The sequence below is a fragment of the Gemmata algarum genome (assembly GCF_034097035.1).
In the GTDB taxonomy this organism is placed as follows: Bacteria; Planctomycetota; Planctomycetia; order Gemmatales; family Gemmataceae; genus Gemmata; species Gemmata algarum.
In genome coordinates, this window is record NZ_JAXBLV010000066.1 from 66907 (window position 1) to 84988 (window position 18082).

General features: G+C 64.9%; 15 protein-coding genes. 5 read left to right on the forward strand and 10 right to left on the reverse strand.

Annotation, left to right across the window (positions count from 1 at the left end):
* Positions 1-26: 26 nt before the first annotated feature.
* On the reverse strand, positions 27-2693 hold the full coding sequence (locus R5W23_RS07345) for a HEAT repeat domain-containing protein (protein ID WP_320685779.1): 2667 nt from the start codon (positions 2691-2693) through the stop codon (positions 27-29).
* 160 nt (positions 2694-2853) lie between these two features.
* On the opposite strand from R5W23_RS07345, the gene R5W23_RS07350 reads away from it, so the two are divergent.
* The 3 genes from R5W23_RS07350 (at position 2854) to R5W23_RS07360 (ending at position 5838) form a co-directional block, all read left to right on the forward strand.
* On the forward strand, positions 2854-4338 hold the full coding sequence (locus tag R5W23_RS07350; RefSeq protein WP_320685780.1) for an aldehyde dehydrogenase family protein: 1485 nt from the start codon (positions 2854-2856) through the stop codon (positions 4336-4338).
* A 156-nt stretch (positions 4339-4494) separates the two neighbouring features.
* Positions 4495-5409 (forward strand): DUF1559 domain-containing protein, encoded by a 915-nt coding sequence (locus R5W23_RS07355; protein WP_261185784.1) that lies wholly within the window; start codon positions 4495-4497, stop codon positions 5407-5409.
* A 12-nt stretch (positions 5410-5421) separates the two neighbouring features.
* Positions 5422-5838 carry a hypothetical protein gene (locus tag R5W23_RS07360; RefSeq protein ID WP_261185783.1) on the forward strand — a complete coding sequence of 139 codons (417 nt, stop codon included), beginning with the start codon at positions 5422-5424 and terminating at the stop codon, positions 5836-5838.
* Positions 5839-5893: 55 nt separating this feature from the next.
* Here the strand turns inward: R5W23_RS07360 and R5W23_RS07365 are convergent, their stop codons facing one another.
* Positions 5894-6943, reverse strand: a complete 1050-nt coding sequence (locus tag R5W23_RS07365; protein WP_320685781.1) for a DUF1559 domain-containing protein — start codon at positions 6941-6943, stop codon at positions 5894-5896.
* 262 nt (positions 6944-7205) lie between these two features.
* Positions 7206-8321: a phosphate/phosphite/phosphonate ABC transporter substrate-binding protein gene (phnD, locus tag R5W23_RS07370; RefSeq protein ID WP_320685782.1), complete on the reverse strand. Its 1116-nt coding sequence runs from the start codon at positions 8319-8321 to the stop codon at positions 7206-7208.
* 407 nt (positions 8322-8728) lie between these two features.
* Between phnD and R5W23_RS07375 the strand changes: the two genes are divergently transcribed.
* A complete protein-coding gene (locus R5W23_RS07375) occupies positions 8729-9574 on the forward strand; it encodes an OB-fold putative lipoprotein (RefSeq protein ID WP_261185779.1) in 846 nt (281 codons plus the stop codon).
* Between the two features lie 590 nt (positions 9575-10164).
* On the opposite strand, the gene R5W23_RS07380 is transcribed toward R5W23_RS07375, so the two are convergent.
* Positions 10165-10728 carry a hypothetical protein gene (locus tag R5W23_RS07380; protein ID WP_261185778.1) on the reverse strand — a complete coding sequence of 188 codons (564 nt, stop codon included), beginning with the start codon at positions 10726-10728 and terminating at the stop codon, positions 10165-10167.
* Between the two features lie 164 nt (positions 10729-10892).
* Between R5W23_RS07380 and R5W23_RS07385 the strand changes: the two genes are divergently transcribed.
* Complete coding sequence (locus R5W23_RS07385) at positions 10893-11471, forward strand: cob(I)yrinic acid a,c-diamide adenosyltransferase (protein ID WP_261185777.1); 579 nt, start codon at positions 10893-10895, stop codon at positions 11469-11471.
* A gap of 325 nt (positions 11472-11796) precedes the next feature.
* On the opposite strand, the gene R5W23_RS07390 is transcribed toward R5W23_RS07385, so the two are convergent.
* The 6 genes from R5W23_RS07390 to R5W23_RS07415 all read right to left on the reverse strand — a co-directional run bounded on the left by R5W23_RS07390 (position 11797) and on the right by R5W23_RS07415 (position 18066).
* On the reverse strand, positions 11797-13080 hold the full coding sequence (locus R5W23_RS07390; protein WP_320685783.1) for an OB-fold protein: 1284 nt from the start codon (positions 13078-13080) through the stop codon (positions 11797-11799).
* Between the two features lie 144 nt (positions 13081-13224).
* Positions 13225-14997: a biosynthetic-type acetolactate synthase large subunit gene (gene ilvB, locus R5W23_RS07395; protein ID WP_261185774.1), complete on the reverse strand. Its 1773-nt coding sequence runs from the start codon at positions 14995-14997 to the stop codon at positions 13225-13227.
* Between the two features lie 143 nt (positions 14998-15140).
* Positions 15141-15344 (reverse strand): 4Fe-4S dicluster domain-containing protein, encoded by a 204-nt coding sequence (locus tag R5W23_RS07400; protein ID WP_010049931.1) that lies wholly within the window; start codon positions 15342-15344, stop codon positions 15141-15143.
* Complete coding sequence (locus R5W23_RS07405) at positions 15341-15865, reverse strand: hypothetical protein (RefSeq protein WP_320685784.1); 525 nt, start codon at positions 15863-15865, stop codon at positions 15341-15343. The genes R5W23_RS07400 and R5W23_RS07405 overlap by 4 nt, the downstream gene beginning before the upstream one ends.
* Positions 15866-15899: 34 nt before the next feature.
* A complete protein-coding gene (locus tag R5W23_RS07410; RefSeq protein WP_320685785.1) occupies positions 15900-17291 on the reverse strand; it encodes a sigma 54-interacting transcriptional regulator in 1392 nt (463 codons plus the stop codon).
* Positions 17292-17373: 82 nt separating this feature from the next.
* A complete protein-coding gene (locus tag R5W23_RS07415) occupies positions 17374-18066 on the reverse strand; it encodes a superoxide dismutase (protein ID WP_320685786.1) in 693 nt (230 codons plus the stop codon).
* Positions 18067-18082 lie beyond the last annotated feature (16 nt).

Consider the following 18082-nt stretch of genomic DNA (forward strand, 5'->3'; position numbering starts at 1 on the left):
ATGAGAAGTAACTTGGCGCGGAACTGTCAGCCACGGACTTTTTGCAGAGCCGCGGCGGCTTCCGAGCGAACATTTTCGGCTTTGTCCTGAAGTGCGGACTCAAGGGCAGGGAGGGCTGAAATCGCGGCCTTACCGAACATACCAAGCGCTCCGGCTGCATTCTCGCGCACGTCGCTATCGCCGTCGGAAGTGAGAATTTTGACCAACCTATCGACAACAGGCGCCTGATGCTCAATCTGCGTCGCGAGTTCGCCAAGGCAGTACGCGCTCAAGAAACGAATATCCCAAACAGTGGCCTCAAGACCGCGGCACAGATCTGGAACAACGGCGGTGCCAAGTGCAACAACAAGATCGGCGGCCTTATTAGCCAAGTCGGCTTCCGCGTGGAATAATTCAATGATGTGTGACAAGACGAGGAGATTGATTTTCCCAATCTGAACTAGCGAGGCAGCCGCACTGCGGCGCATTTCTGGCACTGTTGGATAGCTGATTGACTCGCCCATGAACGTTGATTCATTTCTACCGAGAAATGAACTTAATCGCGGCGCGGCACTTTCGGCAATCGGGCCAAGCCGACCAAGAAGTTTGGCTGCTTGGTGACAGAGAAGTCGATCATTTTCTTCCAATACTCGGCACAAGACCGCGAGGCGGGCGGGTACGTCATCCCCACCCTTTGCGAGCGCAAAAGCTGCATAAAGCTCGACCTGGCCGGGTTCAGTCGCAACGCGCCGAAGTGCTTGAATCGTGTCAGAGGCTGTCGGGTCAATAAGACCGAGTGCTTCTGCTGCTTCTCGCCGAACTGGCATCATGTCATGCTGTAGGGCTCGACGCAGGACCGGAATAGCCGCATTTGCGGCGGGGCCGATTGAACCGAGCGCGTCAGCCGCGCGGGATTGGTCGCTCCAGACGAGGCTGTGTTCAAGTATCTTAATTAGAAATGGAACGGCAGCCGTGGCGGATGGGCCGATGGCCTTTATCGCGTTAAGTGCCTCGCTTCGGGTGCTCGTGTCTTGCAAGCAGGAAATGATTGCAGGAACGGCTGGTGCGGCGGATTCATGGTAATCTTCGGCAAGTGATTGGAGGGCGCTTTGTCGCAAAAATTGAGAACGACTTTTGAGTGCCCTGATCAGTTCTTGGACTTCTTCGTTATCTTCTAACCCATCATCTCCGATAAAATTTCGAACTCGCTCAGCCACGTCTTCGAGAACCTTGGAACGATCGCTGCGATTCCGACAAACATCACGCACGGCTATTAAAAAGCTCCTGATAGTTATCGGTGAGTCTGTGGTCTTGCCAACTAGCTGGAAAAAGCGTTCCCAGAAGGCTGATTTATTCTTACTTTGCAAGACCAATTCGGTTGCAGCCATGTATTCTGCGATTGGGTCGAGAGTGATGCGTACTTTTGTACTATGGGCGACGGTTCGCACGAGTTGGAGGCGCTGTTCGAGGTACTGGAGGCGCTCAACCGGTTCGGCCCCGGCCAACACTTTCAGCACCGCGGCCTTATCGGCTTCACCCGGCCGCATCGTTTCTTGGACACAGGCGAAAGCCGCGGCTCGGAGGTCGGCTTGAACCTGCTCATCCGGGCGGCGCCCTTCGACAACTGAACGGTTGATGAGGGTAACGTATTCGGCAATCAGATCCGGCACCGTTCGCGGCAAGTCGTCCCAGGATCCATCAACACTGGCGTTGACCATGAGATCGGCGAACATCCGCGCGAGGAGCGGGGTGATGTCGCGCTTGCCGACCAGATTCGAGAGCCGCGTGCAGGCGTCGAAGAATTCGGCCTGGGTCGGGAACGCCTCCTCACTTCCCTTAAAGCGGAGGTAATCCGTCAGGAACTTGTAGAGTTTGTCTGCCTCAATGCGGCACGGATTCAAGACCCACCGGGGTTGATTCCCAAGGCGCTCGTCGGTGCGAGCGGTAACGACCAAGGCAGCAAAAGGGAAATCGGGGTCACCCGGACGCACGCGCTCGCGAGTAGCACGCCCCAGTTCGGAGTAGTGGTCGAGAATCACAAGGACTCGCCCCGTTCGGAGCAGGGCGTCGAATACGCGGTCAGGAACGGGGCGCGAGGTTCCTGCGAGCGCCTCTAACTTGCCTCGGATGTGGTTCAGCAGTGGTTGAAGGCCCGATTCGGGAGAAGAAACGTCTTCCTCGACAATGACCGGGAGCATTCGGTGTGGGGCGAGGCGATGTCCAGGTGCGTGTTCGATCGCCCACCGACCGAGCTGACATGCCCAACTCGTTTTCCCAACCCCACCCTCGCCCCGGATGAGGACGCACCCGCGGCCCCGGCTAAATACGGGTTGAAGCTCGGTCGGCTTCAACTCGCCGAAAATGATCGCCTTGCCCCGGTCGTGCTCCAATTCAACGGGGAGAAACAGGTGAATCTCACGCTCTCGGACTGTCGGCAGCGTGGCGAAGTTCGCAGCGGCTTTCTCGGCGTGTTGCTCAACCCAAGCATCGAGTACTCGGCGACTATGGACAATATCGTCCACGAACGGGAGCCGTTTGGCGAGCACTTCGATTGTTTTGGGAAACTTCAGCGCGCTGTCGGCTTCTTGGTAGAGGCCGAGCAGCCAGAGAGGACGCTTCCAGTACAGCAGTCCAATACAAGCGTACACGCCAACGAGCAGAAGCGTTGTACTTCCCGCAAATGTCGTCAGAATAGCCTTGGCAGTTTCATTCATGGATGGCAGCGGATTCGAGCGGGCTTCCTGTGCTTGTGGATCTTAACTACTTTCGGGTTACTGAGGCAAACCGAGTTCTCGCTGTCGCGCTGTGACTTGACTCACCCACTCCCTGGGGGAGAATGGCCCTGGTGCCCGTCTTCTCTCCCGGAGCCGTCCCGTGTCCACCGCCACCGCGCCCGCGAAGCCCAGGCCCGCCAAGCCCCGCGTCGCCGACCAGCAACTGCTGATCGGCGGGAAGTGGGTGGACAGCGTGTCCGGCAAAACGTTCGAGACGCTCGACCCGGCCAGCGGCGAGGTCATCTGCCGCGTGGCCGAGGGCGATAAGGCCGACATCGATTTGGCGGTGCGCGCCGCCCGGGCGGCGCTCGAGACCGGCCCGTGGGGGCGGATGAACGCCAGCGAGCGCGGGCGGCTCATCAACAAGCTCGCCGACGCCATCGAGGCGCACAAGGAGGAACTGGCCGCGCTCGAGTCGCTCGACAACGGCAAGCCCATCGGCGACTCGCTCGCGGCCGACCTGCCGCTCTCGGTCCAGTGCTACCGGTACTACGCCGGCTGGGCGGACAAGGTGTTCGGCCAAACGCTGCCCATCAACGGCCCGTACTTCTGCTACACCCGGCACGAGCCGGTCGGCGTCGTCGGGCAGATCATCCCCTGGAACTTCCCGCTCCTGATGCAGGCGTGGAAGTGGGGGCCGGCGCTCGCGTGCGGGAACACCATCGTCCTCAAGCCGGCGGAACAGACCCCGCTCACCGCCCTCCGCGTCGCGCAACTCGCGCAGGAGGTCGGGTTCCCGGACGGCGTGGTGAACGTCGTGCCCGGGTTCGGCCCCACGGCCGGCGCCGCACTGTCGGGGCACATGGACGTGGACAAGATCGCGTTCACCGGCGAGACCGGCACCGGCAAGATCGTGATGACCGCGGCGGCGCAGTCGAACCTGAAACGGGTGTCGCTGGAACTCGGCGGCAAGTCGCCCAACATCGTGTTCGCCGACGCCGACATGGACGCCGCGGTCGAGGGCGCGTACTTCGGGCTGTTCTTCAACCAGGGGCAGTGCTGCGTCGCCGGGTCGCGGCTGTTCGTGCAGGAGAGCGCGTACGACGAGTTCGTTCACAAGATCGTCGCGAAGGCGAAGGGGCGGAAGGTCGGCGACCCGTTCAGCACGGACACCGAACAAGGCCCGCAGGTGAGCCAGGAGCAGTTCGACCGCGTCATGGGCTACATCGACGCCGGCCAGAAGGACGGGGCGAAGATGCTCGCCGGCGGCGGCCGGGTCGGCGAGAGAGGGTATTTCGTTCAGCCGACCGTGTTCACCGACGTGACCGACGAAATGAAGATCGCGAAGGAAGAGATCTTCGGCCCGGTAATGAGCATCCTGAAGTTCAAGGACGCCGACGAGGTGCTCGCCCGCGGGAACCGCACGCACTACGGCCTGGCGGCGGCGGTGTGGACCCGCGACATCGGCAAGGCGCTGCGGCTCTCGAACGGGCTCAAGGCCGGGACCGTTTGGGTCAACTGCTACGACGTGTTCGACGCCGGCGCCCCGTTCGGCGGGTTCAAGATGTCCGGCATCGGGCGCGAGCTGGGGCAGTACGCGCTGCAACTCTACACCGAGGTGAAGACGGTCACGATGGCGCTGTGAAGATCCGCGGTTGCAAGAGCCGAACGGCCGTTTCTCGACGAAACGGCCGTTCGGCTCTTGCGTCAGAAAATGGGAGACGGTAAGTTCGGAATCAGATCGCACGTTCGTCCGACTCGCACTCGCTTTTGCGTCCGTTACACATCACAGGGCTTTATCATGAAGGCTCCGCCTCTCCCGCGGCGCGGGTTCACGCTCATCGAGCTGCTCGTTGTCATCGCGATCATTGCGATCCTGATCGGGCTCTTGCTGCCGGCCGTTCAGAAGGTGCGCGAGGCCGCCGCGCGCATGAAGTGCTCCAACAACCTCAAGCAGTTCGGGCTGGCGATGCACGGGTACCACGACGCGGTCGGGCAGTTCCCGATCGGCGCCCGCAACAACCCGCGCCAGACGTGGGTGATGTACCTGTGGCCGTACATCGAGCAGACCGCGCTGTCCAGCAAGATCGACTACAACACCCAGCAGTTCTACCTGCCGCCGGCGACCGTCGGCAACTCGATGAGCGGGCTGTGCGGCGCCCGGGTCGCCATCTACTACTGCCCGAGCGACGCCGGCTCGGACCTGAACTCGGCCAACGCGTACTACCAGCGCGCCCGCGGCAACTACGTCGTGAACTGGGGCAACGCCCGGTACGACGCGGCCCCGCCCGCCCAGCTCGCGCCGTTCTACCACACCGGCGGCAACCGTGGCACGCCCGGCAAGGTGGTGATGACCAGCATCAGCGACGGCACCTCCAACACGCTGATGCTGTCCGAAACGCTGATGACCAAGAGCCCGGACGACAACGACTGGCGGGGCGACATCCACAACGACGACGGGGTGTTCAAGTTCATGACCATCACCACCCCCAACTCGTCCGCCCCGGACGTGGTGAACTGGGCCGTCGGGACCGACCCGATGATGCCGTACACCACCTCGGGCTCGCAGTACAGCGCCGCCCGCAGCCGCCACACCGGCGGCGTGAACGCGGCCCTGTGCGACGGCAGCATCCGGTTCTTCTCCAACAGCACCACGCTGAGCACGTGGTCCGCGATGGGCACCATGAACGGCGGCGAAGTGTTCTCTAACCAATAACCGGGGGCGGCGATGCGCGTTCTACGATTCGCGGGCGCGGTCACGGCGTTCGCCGCGGCCGTCGCCCTGGTCGGGTGCTCCGACGGGCCGGACCTGGCCGACGTGTCGGGCACGGTCAGTTACGACGGCAAGCCGCTGGACGACGGGGCGATCACGTTCGTTCCGGCGGACGGCAAGGGGGGGACGGCCGGGGGCGTCATTAAAGACGGGAAGTACACCGCCGCGCGGGTGCCGACCGGGCACACGAAGGTCGTGATCTCGGGCAGCAAGGTGGTCGGCAAGAAGAAAGTCTACCCGACTCCCAACAGCCCGGAAATGCCCGTCACCGCCGAACTGCTGCCGCCGAAATACAGCGACCCGGCCAAGACCGAACTGACTCACGAGGTCAAGAGCGGCACGAACGAGAAGAACTGGGAACTCGGGAAGTGACGAGCGCGGCCCCGGGTGTTCTCGCCCGGGGCCGCGGTTGATTTTGACTGCCGCGTCATTCGTCCGCGTTCACCGGGACACCGTCGCCTCGCGCGGCCAGTTTAAGAAGGGTGGTCAGGGTGATGCTGCTACGCAGCGAGCGGACCGAGCCGTCACCGAACACGACGTTGCACACCCCGGAATGGAAGCCGTACAACTCGCCCTGGTTCCAGCCGTTGACCGCCACCGGGCCGGCGGTGACATGCGCGGCCGTGGACACTTTGCCGGCCGGTTTGACACCCGGCGTGATCGGCCCTTGAGTCCCCGCACAAACAACGTTGTTGCTCTCTTGCCCCCAGCCCCCGGCCAAAAAGCCGAGTGTGGACGCATCTGCGTAACGCTTTCCGCCCGACCAGCCCTCGTGCCGCGCCCCCGACTCACCGAGCATCAAGGTGTTGCTCAGCCCGTCCGTGATCGCCAGGATGTTGGTCCGGCGGTTGTGGGTGAGGACACCCCGAACGCCGTCGTCGCTGGGGGGCGTCATGTTGAGTTGCGTCCAGACGGCGTTGTTGTTGTTGGCGCGGCTGATGGGCCAGTAATCGCCCGTCGCCGGCCCTTTCGTCCAGCCACTCGGGACCGGGCTGACGACGTGCTCACTCGGCACCGAGGGGCACTCGAACGTCGGGATGCGGGTGCTCGTAGCCGGCTGGTTGACCGGGTCGCTCCAGTCGAGCCGGAAGTTGTACCCGCCAGGAATGGAATTCAATACGTTCCCCTGCTCGATGTAAGGGAGCATGAGCGAAAGGAAGCCGTGCTTCGCGAAGTCGGTCCCCGCTGTCGGCGTCACGGCGGGGTTCTTCTGAAACTCCTTCAGCCCCGACCAGTCGGCTGAGCCGGGACTGCTCACGATTGCGGGAGGGAGAGAGCCGTAAGTGCCTTCGTAGTTGTGAACCGCCAAGCCCAGTTGCTTGAGGTTGTTGGAGCACTTCATCCGGGCGGCGGCCTCGCGGACCTTCTGGACCGCGGGCAGCAGGAGCCCGATCAGGATCGCGATAATGGCGATAACAACGAGCAGCTCGATGAGCGTGAAGCCGGGTGAGCGATTCGGGCCAGAACGTGTACGCATAAATAACCCTTCCGCGGGAAACGATGATAAATCCAGGAGGCCGGAGCGCTCCGGGGCGAGAGGCACGGTGGACCGGGCAACTCGATCACGTTTCCCCGTCGGGGGCCGGGCGCCACTGCGGGCGCCCGACGGCTGTGCGCGGGCGAACTGATGAAACCTGCAAACTTGCGAGCCAACCGGTCGAAACGTCCGTTGCCGCGCGGGTGTTCCGCGGGCGAAACCTCAATACTTCTGTCACGAACCCCAGGCGAACCGTGCGAGCCTACTTCTCGTCGAACAGGTGCGTGAGCTTCTGGTCCACTTCGCGGACCGGCGCCCATGCCGTTTTGTACGAGACCCGGATGAACTTCGTTCGCCCGCGGCCGACGGAAATCCCTTCGACCGACGTGCCCGCGAACTTGAACGCCTCGAACGTCTGCTCGATCGGCTTCTGAAGGTCCGCGGGCAGGTTATGCGGCACGCCGAAGCACAACTGCGGGAACGGCTTGGACGAGTAGACCGACCGCACGGCGCTCTTCGACACGCCGCCCTGATTGGCGGGGCGGGCCAGCACGTCGTTCATCAGGTCGCTCGCCACGCACACCGCATCGTGCTTGCCGGCCGCCAGCTCGCGGATCGAGCGGTCGTGGCTCCCGGTGATCGCGAACGTGTAGTCTCGCACGGGTAGTAGCCCGAACCGCTCTTTGAACTCGACCATCGGGGCTTTGGCACCCGAGTTCGATGACAGGGCCACGAACCCGACCGAGCGGCCCTTCAGTTGGGCCGGTTCGGTGACATCCGAGTCCGCTCGTACCAGAACCTCGACCGTGTAGCCGTAGTCGCCGTTGTCGTTCGCCGGAACGAACAGCGGCACAAACCCGGCCGTGTTGACGGCCGACGGCACCGCGCCGGTGTTGAACGCGGTGATGTGCAACCGCCCCTCGCGGATGCCCGCCATTTGGTCTTCGGGGCTAGTGAGGTCGCGAGCGTACTTCACCTTCTTGCCCGTCGCCTTTGCGAGTGCGGCGGTGAAGCTGGCCCAGCCCTTCTCGGCCTCGTCCAGCTTCTTTTCGTCGTCGGTTCCGACCACGGAGAACACTAATTCGTCCCCAACCTTCACGAGCTTGCTCGCGTCGGCTGGCCGGTCGGCTACGAGGTCACCGTCGGCGTCGGCGTACCCGTCCGCGAGCTTTTGGGTCGTTGCGAGCCGGGCGACGTAGTCCTTCAGGGACTTGATCTCGTCGACCGGCGGCGGGAGAGGATTGCGAGATTTCTCATAGAAATAATACCCGCCCGCGGCGGCGACGGCCAGAGCACAAAACACGAGCGTGTACGCCCACGTGTTGACTTTGCGTGCGGTCGGTCCCGGAACGGAAGGCTGCGCTGCTGGCTCGCTCATAAGTTCCGCCGGGCGCCAATCGAGGGCGAACGCCGTAAGAGGTAGAAATCCTAAGAAACAAGGTACAGCGGTCAAAAGAAGAAATAATGAAGGAGTTCGGTAGCTCCGGAGCGAATGCCATTATTCAGGCGATCGCTGAAATTATGGCATTACGCGACGCTCCTAAGCCCCCGAAGTAAGCGACGCAAGGAATTACCACTAAACCGTTTGCAAATGAAATAATGTTTGCGATCCGGGTTCCGCTCGCACGCCGGTTGACACGTTCGCATCGAGCAAAAAATTGTGCTCAAGCGGCCGACCGAAGGCTTGGGGCTAAATATCCCGGGGGGCGTGTCGAATACCGTTGCGTGGCGACCGCCTCTGCGGTCACAATGAAATTACAATTGAAGGTCGCCGGAGGCGGTTTCATGAGAGACGACTACGATCGCGACCGCGAAGAACGCCGCGCCCGTCGCCGGCTGCGCCGCGAGGACCGTTACGAGTCGTACCGCCCGACGAGTACGCTCGGCGTCGTCTCCCTCGTGGGGGGGATTCTGGCGCTGGTCGTGAGCCTGATCCCGTGTTTCGGGGTGGTTGCGGTCCCCGTCGCGTTGGTCACCTTATTTTTGGCCCTCCTGTCGCTCGTTGTGGCGCGCCAGTCGGGACAGGCAATGGGGTACCCTGTTGCGGCGACCGCGGTCAGCGGGTCTTCACTGATTGTTTCGCTCCTGTGGCTGGCGATGTTCGGCGCGGTGTTTAGCGAGAAGCATGCGGCCCGCCCCCCGGTTCCCCAGGTCGAAGGGCGCCCGGTCCCGGTACCCGTCCCGGTGCCGGCACGCAAGGCGCAACCGGAACAAAAGCCGCCCGTTGATCCGAAGGCCGCCGATGAGGCGTTCGAGAAGAAGCTGCTCGAAGACCTCGCAAAGGACCGGATCAAGGAGATTATCCGCAACGGCCCCGGCATCGCGGTAACCGCCCCGAACCTCGAAGACGAGTTCGACACGAACCCGGTCGCCGCCGACGCACAGTACAAGAACAAGGTGCTCGCCGTGTCCGGGAAGGTGGTCCGCGTCGTCCGCGACGAGCCGCGTGGGCTTTACGTGCTCGAACTTGCGACCGGCAACGCGACCAAAACCGTGAGCTGCGAGTTCGCGGCGAAAACCAAGGACGCGCTGGCGTCGTGCAAGCGCGGGGACGAGGTGAAGGTGCGCGGCCTGTGCGCCGGGCGCCTGAACGAGTTCGTGAAACTGACCGATTGCGTCGTCGCGAATTGATTGCCGGAATCGAGATCGGGCCGGAGGGCAACACGTGCCCTCCGGCCCGATCTCTTGCGCTTCAACTCCCCCGCTCGGCACATCTGGTTTACGCTCATCCTTACGGATGCGAGTCCACGTCAAATCCGGCTCACCTGACTACTGCGACCGAGCCTGAGCGGTTCGGTTAAGGCCATTCCGCAGCCGCTCGGGCACCCGAACGAGTCTACTTTGCGTAATCTTGATGAGGTCGGGTGCGGGGCCGGACGTGTCGAGCCACCCGCCGGCACGCGCGGGCGGCGTTCACAATACCGAACTCGGAACCGCTGGGTCTGGAACTCTGGCCTTCCGTGTGGCCCGCTCGCTCCGCCAGCGGTTGCAACATCGGGCCGGGTGCATTCGATGGGGCTGATTTGATGCCCCAAGCAACCGCTCGTGGAGCGAGCGGGCCACATGGAAGGCCAGAAGTTGCTGAGTGGTCGTTTCCGACGGTTATTCAGCGCAGCAAGGCGGACGAACACTCGGCTCGTGCCAAGTGTTCGTCCGCCTCGTTCTGGTGCCGCCGGAGCCTCAGCACCGGTTCGCCAGATCTGGTGCCCGCCGGTGGCAGCTTAGTACCGGGTCAGGTCCTGCGTGATCTGCTTTTGGGTCGCCGGGTCCGTGCCGACGTACAGGTGCAGGTGGTCCTTGTCGATGTAGATGACCTGGACCCGCTGCTTCTTCCGGTAGGTCGGGAACGGGTAGTCGGACTGCACCAGTTCGGTGTAGTACACCACACACTCCCAGTGGCAGTGGTGCAGTTGCGCCTGCCCGACCAGCGGGAAGAACCGGGGCGGGTCGATCTTGTCCACGAGCCGGTTCTTGACGATCGAGATGTCGTCGCGGAACGTTTCGTAGATGCCCGGCACGCCGCGCGGCACGCGCGGCATGGCGCGGAGCACCTCCTGGTCGCTCGGCTCGTCCTCGCAGATCGGCGGCGGGAACCCGTCGCGGACCGGCGGCATGATCGGAACCCGGCCGTCGTTCTGGTGGTTGAACTTCTGGTCCATCCGCTCCGCGACCCACGGCTGAACCGGGATCGGGGTGAGGAACCCGAGCGTGAACGGGTTGCAGCCCGACGCGCCCGCAAGGACGCCGACCGCCAGAACCCAGAGTTTCCGCCGAATCCAAGACATACTTCGCCCCCCGTGGCTTGACGGTTCAACAGTCCGTAGCGGATGTATCGGACACGCCGGGCGGAGAGTTTAGTCGGAAGTTGAGAGTTCGCCCGCCGACCGGTTGTGGCGCGGCACGGCCGCTTGGAGGTCGCGCCCCGATCCGGAGCCCTGGAGCCCTACGCATGGTCTTTCTGAACCGCATCTACACGAAGTCCGGCGACGCCGGCGAAACGGGCCTCGGCGACGGCTCCCGCGTTCCAAAGGACGCGGCGCGGGTGGCGGCCTACGGCGAGGTGGACGAACTCAACGCGGTACTCGGCCTGCTCACCGCGAACTGCCCGGAGTGCCCCGAACGCGCCCTCCTCCGGACGATCCAAAACGACCTGTTCGATGTGGGTGCGGACCTGTGCGTGCCGCAACCGGAGGGCGAAGGGGGCAACCAGGGCCTGCGGATCGTTCCGGCGCAGTACGAGCGGCTGGAGAAAGCGATCGACCGGTTGAACGAACCGCTGGAACCGCTCCGGAGCTTCATCCTGCCCGGCGGCGCCCCGGCGGCGGCCTGGTTGCACCTGGCGCGCACCGTGTGCCGCCGGGCCGAGCGCACGGTGGTCACGCTCACGCACACCGAAAAGGTCAACCCGCACGCTCTCATCTACCTGAACCGACTGAGCGATTTGCTGTTCGTGCTGGGGCGCATCGCTAACGAAAACGGCAAAGGCGACGTACTCTGGGTACCCGGCGCGAGCCGCGAAGGAGAGTAAAAGGCCGAAGAGCATTGGCCGCAAAAAAGCACAAAAAGCACAAAAGGGAACCAAGACGAAAACAGCAGGGTTAGTTTGAACTTACTCCTCTGTGTTGGTCTTTAGTTCCCTTTTGTGCTTTTTTTGCGGCCAATCCTCTTCGGCCTTTCTCTTACGGATCGGTCCGCCGTAGTGGCACGCGCTGCACGAGTTCGTGAGGGCCTTGAGTGCATCCGTCGCGACCTTCTTGTCCTTTTCCGACGCGCGGCGGGGTGTCGTTTGATCGGACGGCCGCACGGCGCTACCACTCACCGGTACTCTTCAATCGAATGTGGCATCGGACCGGTTAGTGCGCGATCCAGGCGCGGTTGATGAGAATCGTGCCGTCACGCGACCCGGAATACTCGCCTTTGATAGTCACCGGGGAGCCGGGCTTGAACCCGTCGCTCTGCGACTTCGTGTAGAACGACAGAGCGACTCGGATCTTACCCTTGCCACCGGCCTTTTTACCGGGGCCGGTCGCGATCATTATCGACTCGTTTTCCACCTTCTCCACGAACGCGCCGGTAATGGTGATCGCCTTATCGCTGTACTTACTGTCCGTCGCGACGGGGGCCAGGGCGAACTCGCTCAGCAGCCGGGACGCGGAAACAATCGGGTTCAGGTCCCGTTCGGCACCCTCGAAGGTGGCATCGGTCACGTTCACATAAAGGTCGCCGACGTTTCCCGCGCATTTGCCCTTTACCTTGATCGTTTGTCCGCGGGACGCGATAAATAACGTGCTCGTGTCGCCCTTACGCATTTGAAATCGCACGCTCGTGCCGATGAACTGACCCGGCGGCGGCGTGAGCCCGTCCAGGGACACGATCACCTCGTCCTTGGCCCCCTCGGTGATGTCACTGAGCTTGCCGTCGACGATCAGTGTTCTGTCCGTGTACTTCTCGGCGGCGGCGGTAGGGTTGGCTTTAAATTCACGGGCCAACTCCTCAGCCGTTATGCTGATCGGCGCGCTGTTGGCGGCTTTCTCGGCCTGTTCGGCCTTATTTTTCAGATCGTTTGTGACCTCCTGAACCCGGTCGCCGGCCTTTTGCAGGACGTAATAGACGCCGAGCGACACGCCGCCGCAGCACAAGATTAGCGAGCCGAACACGAGGGCGAGGATGAGGGTCAGTTTGGACCGCCCTTCTTTGCGAGCGGATCGTCCCTCGTCGTCCTCGTAGTCGTCATCGTCGCGGCGCCGCTTCTTCCGCACCGGGCGGTCGTCGCGGTCGTCGTCGGGGGTGTTGCGTTTGCTCCTTTTCGCGACCGCTTCGTCGTTCCGGTCGTCGCCGCGGTCCCGGCGTGCGGGCCTCTCGCCCCGTTCGTCGTCCCGCGTGCGGTCCTTATCGGACGGCCGCTCGCCCTTCGGCTCCTCCGTTTCGTTGACGACCTCGAACAGGTTCTGCGCCGCCTTCGGCTCTTGGGGCAACGGCGGGAGTGGCGAGGGTAATGCCGGCTTCGATGCAGAAGGGGCAGACGCAGAGCCCGGGATTACACTCCCGCATTTGGGGCACTTGACCGCGCGGCCGGCGTACTCGTCCTTCACCGACAGCGCCGCCGAACACGACGGGCACACCAAGCGGATCGGCATTTCGCTCTCCTATTGAAACGGTCGCCCGCATGGCTAGGCGCGGCGCCGGTGAGGTCGAGTTTATGCACCGGTTCGACCGCGGCGCAACGAAAAAGCCCGGCCGTGCGGCCGGGCTAACGAATCGCTAATCTGACCGGCGGCCCGTTATTCCTTGATGATGTCCTTGACGGTCGAGCCGGCCGGGATCATCGGCAGCACGTGCTCCTGGTGCGGCACGTGGACGTTCAGCAGGAACGGCCCCGGGGCCTCGATCATCTCGATCAGGGCCGCGTCCAGGTCGGCCTTGTCGATGACGCTCTTCGCCGTCACGCCGAAGCCCTCGGCGATCTTGCAGAAGTCGGGGTACGGGGCGTGGTCCTCGCCGGCGCCGAGGTACGTGTGCCCGCGGTTCGAGCCGAAGAACCGGTCCTCCCACTGCATCACCATGCCCAGGTGCTGGTTGTTGAGCAGCAGCACCTTGGCCGGGATCTTCTCGGCGTAGGCGGTGGCGAGCTCCTGCACGTTCATCAGGAAGCTGCCGTCGCCGTCGATGTCGATGACGAGGTTGTTCGGGAACGCCACTTTCGCGCCCAGGGCGCTGGGGAGCCCGAACCCCATCGTGCCGAGGCCGCCGCTGGTGATCCACTTCCGGGGCTTGTTGAAGTGGAAGAACTGCGCGGCCCACATCTGGTGCTGGCCCACGCCGGTGGTGATGATCGTGTCGTCGAGCTGGTTCCGGTCGCGCAGGATCTCCCACAGCCGCTTGATCGCGTACTGCGGGATGATGAAGTTGTCCGGCTCGGCGAACTTGAGCGGCTCGGCGTCGCGCCACGCGTCCACCTGCCGCCACCAGTCGGTGTACCGGCCGCCGGCGGTGAGGTCCGCGTTCTTCTCCTCCTTGAGCATCGCGTTCAAGCCCTGGAGCGCGTGCTTCAGGTCGCCGTGCACCGGGACGTGCGCGAACTTGTTCTTGTGGATCTCCGACTTGTCGATGTCGATGTGAACGATCTTGCCGTGCTTGGCGAACTCGGCGAGCTTGCCGGTCACGCGGTCGTCGAACCGCACCCCGAAGGCCAGGAGCAGGTCGGCCTCGTTGATCGCGTAGTTCGAGTACACGGTGCCGTGCATCCCGAGCATCTGGAGGCACAGGTAGTGGTCGGCGGGGAAGTTCCCCAGCCCGTGGACCGTGAGGCCCACCGGCGCGCCCACCAGCTCCGCGAACTCCTTGAGCTCGGCCGCGGCGTCGCTGTGGGTCACCCCGCCGCCCGCGTAGATGAACGGCTTCTTGCTGGCGCGGATGGCGGCGATGATCGGCTCGAGCTCGGCCCGCGGCGCCTTCCGCACCGGGCGGTAGCCGGGCAGGTCCATCGCCACGTCCCAGTCGGGGACGACCGACTTGGTCTGCACGTCCTTGCACACGTCGATCAGCACCGGGCCGGGGCGGCCGGTGGTGGCGATGTGGAACGCTTCTTTCATCACCCGCGTGATGTCCTCGGTGCGGGTGAGCAGGTAGTGGTGCTTGGTGATCCCGCGGCAGATCTCGACCATCGGCGTTTCCTGGAACGCGTCGTTGCCGAGGACGTTGGTGCTCACCTGCCCGGTGATGAAGATGGCCGGGATGCTGTCCATCTTCGCGTCGGCGATGCACGTCACGAAGTTGGTGGCGCCGGGGCCGCTGGTGGACACGCACACGCTGGCCTTGCCGGTGGTGCGGCAGTACCCGTGGGCCATGAACCCGCCGCCCTGCTCGTGCCGCGGCAGGATGGTGCGGAGCTTGCCGCTGACCCGGGTGAGGGCCTGGTGGATGGGCATGCTGGCGCCGCCCGGGTACGCGAAGACCGTATCGACCCCGTGCCGGATGAGGGCCTGAACGAGGATGTCGGCCCCGCTCATCGGGGTGGCGGTCGGGGTCGCGCTGGTGGTCCCGTGGTCGGCCATTGTTAGGTCGCTCGGTAAATGGAGAGGGACAAAGTCTCTCGATGTCGAGATAATAGTATACCAATCCGCGGCGCGGTGGGAACCGGGAACCGTGTGAAGACGGGAAGGAAGGCGCCCCGCGCGACCGGACGAGTGCCCCGGCGTCACCCGGCGGCGGGCCGGAGTTCGATCGCGTCGGCGGGACAGACCAGTTCGCACAGCGAGCACGACACGCAGTCCCGGGGGCGGGGCAGCCACGGCCGCGGGCCGGCCATCGCGAGGCACCCCACCGGGCACACCGCCACACAATCACCGCACCCGATGCAGCGCGCGTCGAGCAGCACCGGCAGTTCGCCGAGCGGGTTCACTCGTTCACGTCCTCCTCGTCGGCCAGGTCGATCACCTCTTCCTCCGGCTCCGGCTTCTTGCGGCGCGGGCGGGGCTTCGGCGGCTCGCTCGGTTGTGGCGCGGGCGTGGCGGCGGTGCCGGCGCGCCGGCCCGCGGCGGCCATCAGCCCGCTCACCACGTCCTCAAAAACCGGGCGGGTGAGCGGCGGGAACAGCGCGTACCGCGCCCCGAGGTCGAACAGCGCCGCCGTCCACGCCACCCGGTCCGCGTCGTTGAACTTCACGTCGCTCACCACGACCGCCGGCACGTCCGGGAGCCGCGCCGACACGTCGGAAACGAGCGCCAGGGCCGCCGCGGTCGCGGCGTCGTCGCCCGGGTCGAGTTGGACCACCAGCACCGACGGCCGGCGGTCGCGCACGAGCGCCGCCGCGTCATCGGGCCGCGCGGCGCGCACGAGCCACGCGCTCTCGGCGGTGAACTCGGCCAGCATCCGCGCGATCCACCCGTCGGTTTCGACGATCACCAGTTGCGGGGCGCGCACGCCGTACCTCCCCCCAGATCCACGCGGAAGCGATTCAGTCCCCGCTCTCGGACTTCCGCGGTTTGGGCGGCTGTGGCGGGATCGGGATGCCCAGCGCGTCGAGCCGGCGCCACAGCTTCGCCCGGAACACCCCGAGCAGTTCCGCCGTCTCCGTCTGGTGGTTGTTGGCCTTCTTCAGCGCGAGCTGAATGAGCTTCTTCTCGACCGCCGCGAGGATCTCGTCCAGGTTGAGCGATTTCGGCGGGTGCGTGCGCGCGATCCCGACCTTTACCCGCAGCTCGTGCGGCAGGTGCTCGCGCAGCACCGGGCCGCTTTCGGCGCCGCGGGCGGCCTCATGGAGGGTGCTGGCCAGTTCGCGCAGGTTCACGGGCCAGGAGTGCTCCCGTAGCACCGCGAGTGCGGCCGGGTCGAGCGGGCGTCCCAGCAGGCGCGTCGCCAGGCGCGGGATGTCCCCCAGGCGCTCGCGGAGCGGCGGAATGCGCACCTCGAACGCCGACAGAGCCGTCTGAAACATCGGGACGAGCGCACCGCCGCTCACGCCATCGCCGGCGGTTTTCTCGGAGCCGCAAATGAGCCGGGTCGCCGGGGTATCAGTGAAGTGGTCCGCGAGCCGCTGTTGCAGGTCGCGCGGGAGCGCCGCCGGCTCCTTCAAATACAGGGTGCCGACGCGGTCCGACCCGACCAGCCCGCCGTGCCCGAAGAGCAGGCTCTCGACGAGGTACGGCTGAAGGCCCGCGCAATCGATTCCGACGAACGCGCGGTCGCGGTTCGCGCTCGCGTGGTGGATCACGCGGGCCGTCGTTTCCTTGCCGCTCCCGGGCTCGCCGACGATCCACACCGGCGCGATGACACTGGCCGCGAACCGCGCCTGCGACACCAGCCGGGCCGCGGCGGGCGTTTCACCGGCCAGCAGGTCGAGCCCGAAGTGCGCGGCCCGGCGGTCACGCAGCGCCGAGACGGTCGCGGGTACCTTCTTGGCCGCGGCCGGCACCGGTTCGCCGACCACCGTCACGAACCCGACGATCCCGAACGTCTCTTTCCCGCGTTTCGCGTCCGCCGCGTCCCCGGGCCGTTCGGCACCGGGCGCGAGCGGGGCGAACGTGACATCCCACCACGGCGGCCCGTTCCGCCCCGGCGGCGCCGGCCGTCGCGCGCGGTCGTGGTGCCCCGCGAGCGCTTCCAGCGTCGGAGCCAGCGCCGCGGCGAGTGGCGTGCTGTGCCGCCGCTGGGAGCACACCATCCCGAGCGATTCTTTCAGCGTGACGCCGGCGAGCCGCTCCCACGCCGGGTTCGCGTACCGCAACCGTTTGCCTTTTCCCAGAACGAACACGGGCGTCGCAGAGTGGTGGAAGAACGCGCGCCACCCGAACCCGCCGCTGCCGCGCGGGCGCCCCTTTCCGGACGGCGGATTCGGCACACCGGACATTCGCGCGGACTCGCGGGCCAGATCACACCGTGATGTGACGAACGACCCGCCTGGCTGATGCAGGCGGGTACAACCTTCGATGTCACTTGGCGGCGAACAACTCGGCGACGAAGTCCCAGTTCACCACGCTGAACCACGCGTTGACGTAGTCGGCGCGCTTGTTCTGGTACTTCAGGTAGTAGGCGTGCTCCCACACGTCGCACCCGAGCAGCACGGCCTGCCCGTCGGTCACCGGGTTGTCCTGGTTCGGGGTCTTCACCACCGCCAGCGGCTTCTCCTTGCCCTTCACCAGCCACGCCCAGCCGCTGCCGAACTGCGTCGTCGCGGCGGTCGCGAACTCCTTCTTGAACCCGTCCAGGCTGCCGAAGCTGGCATCGATCGCCTTCGCGAGTTCGCCCTTCGGCGCGCCGCCGTCCTTCTTCATCATCTGCCAGAACCACGTGTGGTTCAGGTGCCCGCCGCCGTTGTTGCGCACCGGCGCCTGGAGGTCGGCCGGCAGCTTCTTCCAGTCGCGCACCAGTTCCACGATGGACTTGGCGAGCAGTTCCGGCTTACCCGCCAGCGCCTTGTTCAGGTTGTCCACGTAGGCCTGGTGGTGCTTGCCGTGGTGGATCTCCATCGTCTTGGCGTCGATCACCGGCTCGAGCGCGTCGAACGCGTAGGGAAGCTTGGGCAGCGCGAACCCCTTCGCGTCGTCGGCGCGGGTGAGGGAGGGGAGCACGAGCGCGGCGGAACCAGCGGCGGCGGAGCGGAACAGTTCGCGACGGTTCAGCATGTTCGTTCCTGCGGAG

Coding starts and splice junctions, on each gene's coding strand:
- R5W23_RS07345 (WP_320685779.1), bottom strand. CDS start 2,693: ATGAATGAAACTGCCAAGGCTATTCTGACGACATTTGCGGGAAGTACA.
- R5W23_RS07415 (WP_320685786.1), bottom strand. CDS start 18,066: ATGCTGAACCGTCGCGAACTGTTCCGCTCCGCCGCCGCTGGTTCCGCC.
- R5W23_RS07375 (WP_261185779.1), top strand. CDS start 8,729: ATGAGAGACGACTACGATCGCGACCGCGAAGAACGCCGCGCCCGTCGC.
- R5W23_RS07365 (WP_320685781.1), bottom strand. CDS start 6,943: ATGCGTACACGTTCTGGCCCGAATCGCTCACCCGGCTTCACGCTCATC.
- R5W23_RS07355 (WP_261185784.1), top strand. CDS start 4,495: ATGAAGGCTCCGCCTCTCCCGCGGCGCGGGTTCACGCTCATCGAGCTG.
- R5W23_RS07390 (WP_320685783.1), bottom strand. CDS start 13,080: ATGCCGATCCGCTTGGTGTGCCCGTCGTGTTCGGCGGCGCTGTCGGTG.
- R5W23_RS07385 (WP_261185777.1), top strand. CDS start 10,893: ATGGTCTTTCTGAACCGCATCTACACGAAGTCCGGCGACGCCGGCGAA.
- phnD (WP_320685782.1), bottom strand. CDS start 8,321: ATGAGCGAGCCAGCAGCGCAGCCTTCCGTTCCGGGACCGACCGCACGC.
- R5W23_RS07410 (WP_320685785.1), bottom strand. CDS start 17,291: ATGTCCGGTGTGCCGAATCCGCCGTCCGGAAAGGGGCGCCCGCGCGGC.
- ilvB (WP_261185774.1), bottom strand. CDS start 14,997: ATGGCCGACCACGGGACCACCAGCGCGACCCCGACCGCCACCCCGATG.
- R5W23_RS07360 (WP_261185783.1), top strand. CDS start 5,422: ATGCGCGTTCTACGATTCGCGGGCGCGGTCACGGCGTTCGCCGCGGCC.
- R5W23_RS07380 (WP_261185778.1), bottom strand. CDS start 10,728: ATGTCTTGGATTCGGCGGAAACTCTGGGTTCTGGCGGTCGGCGTCCTT.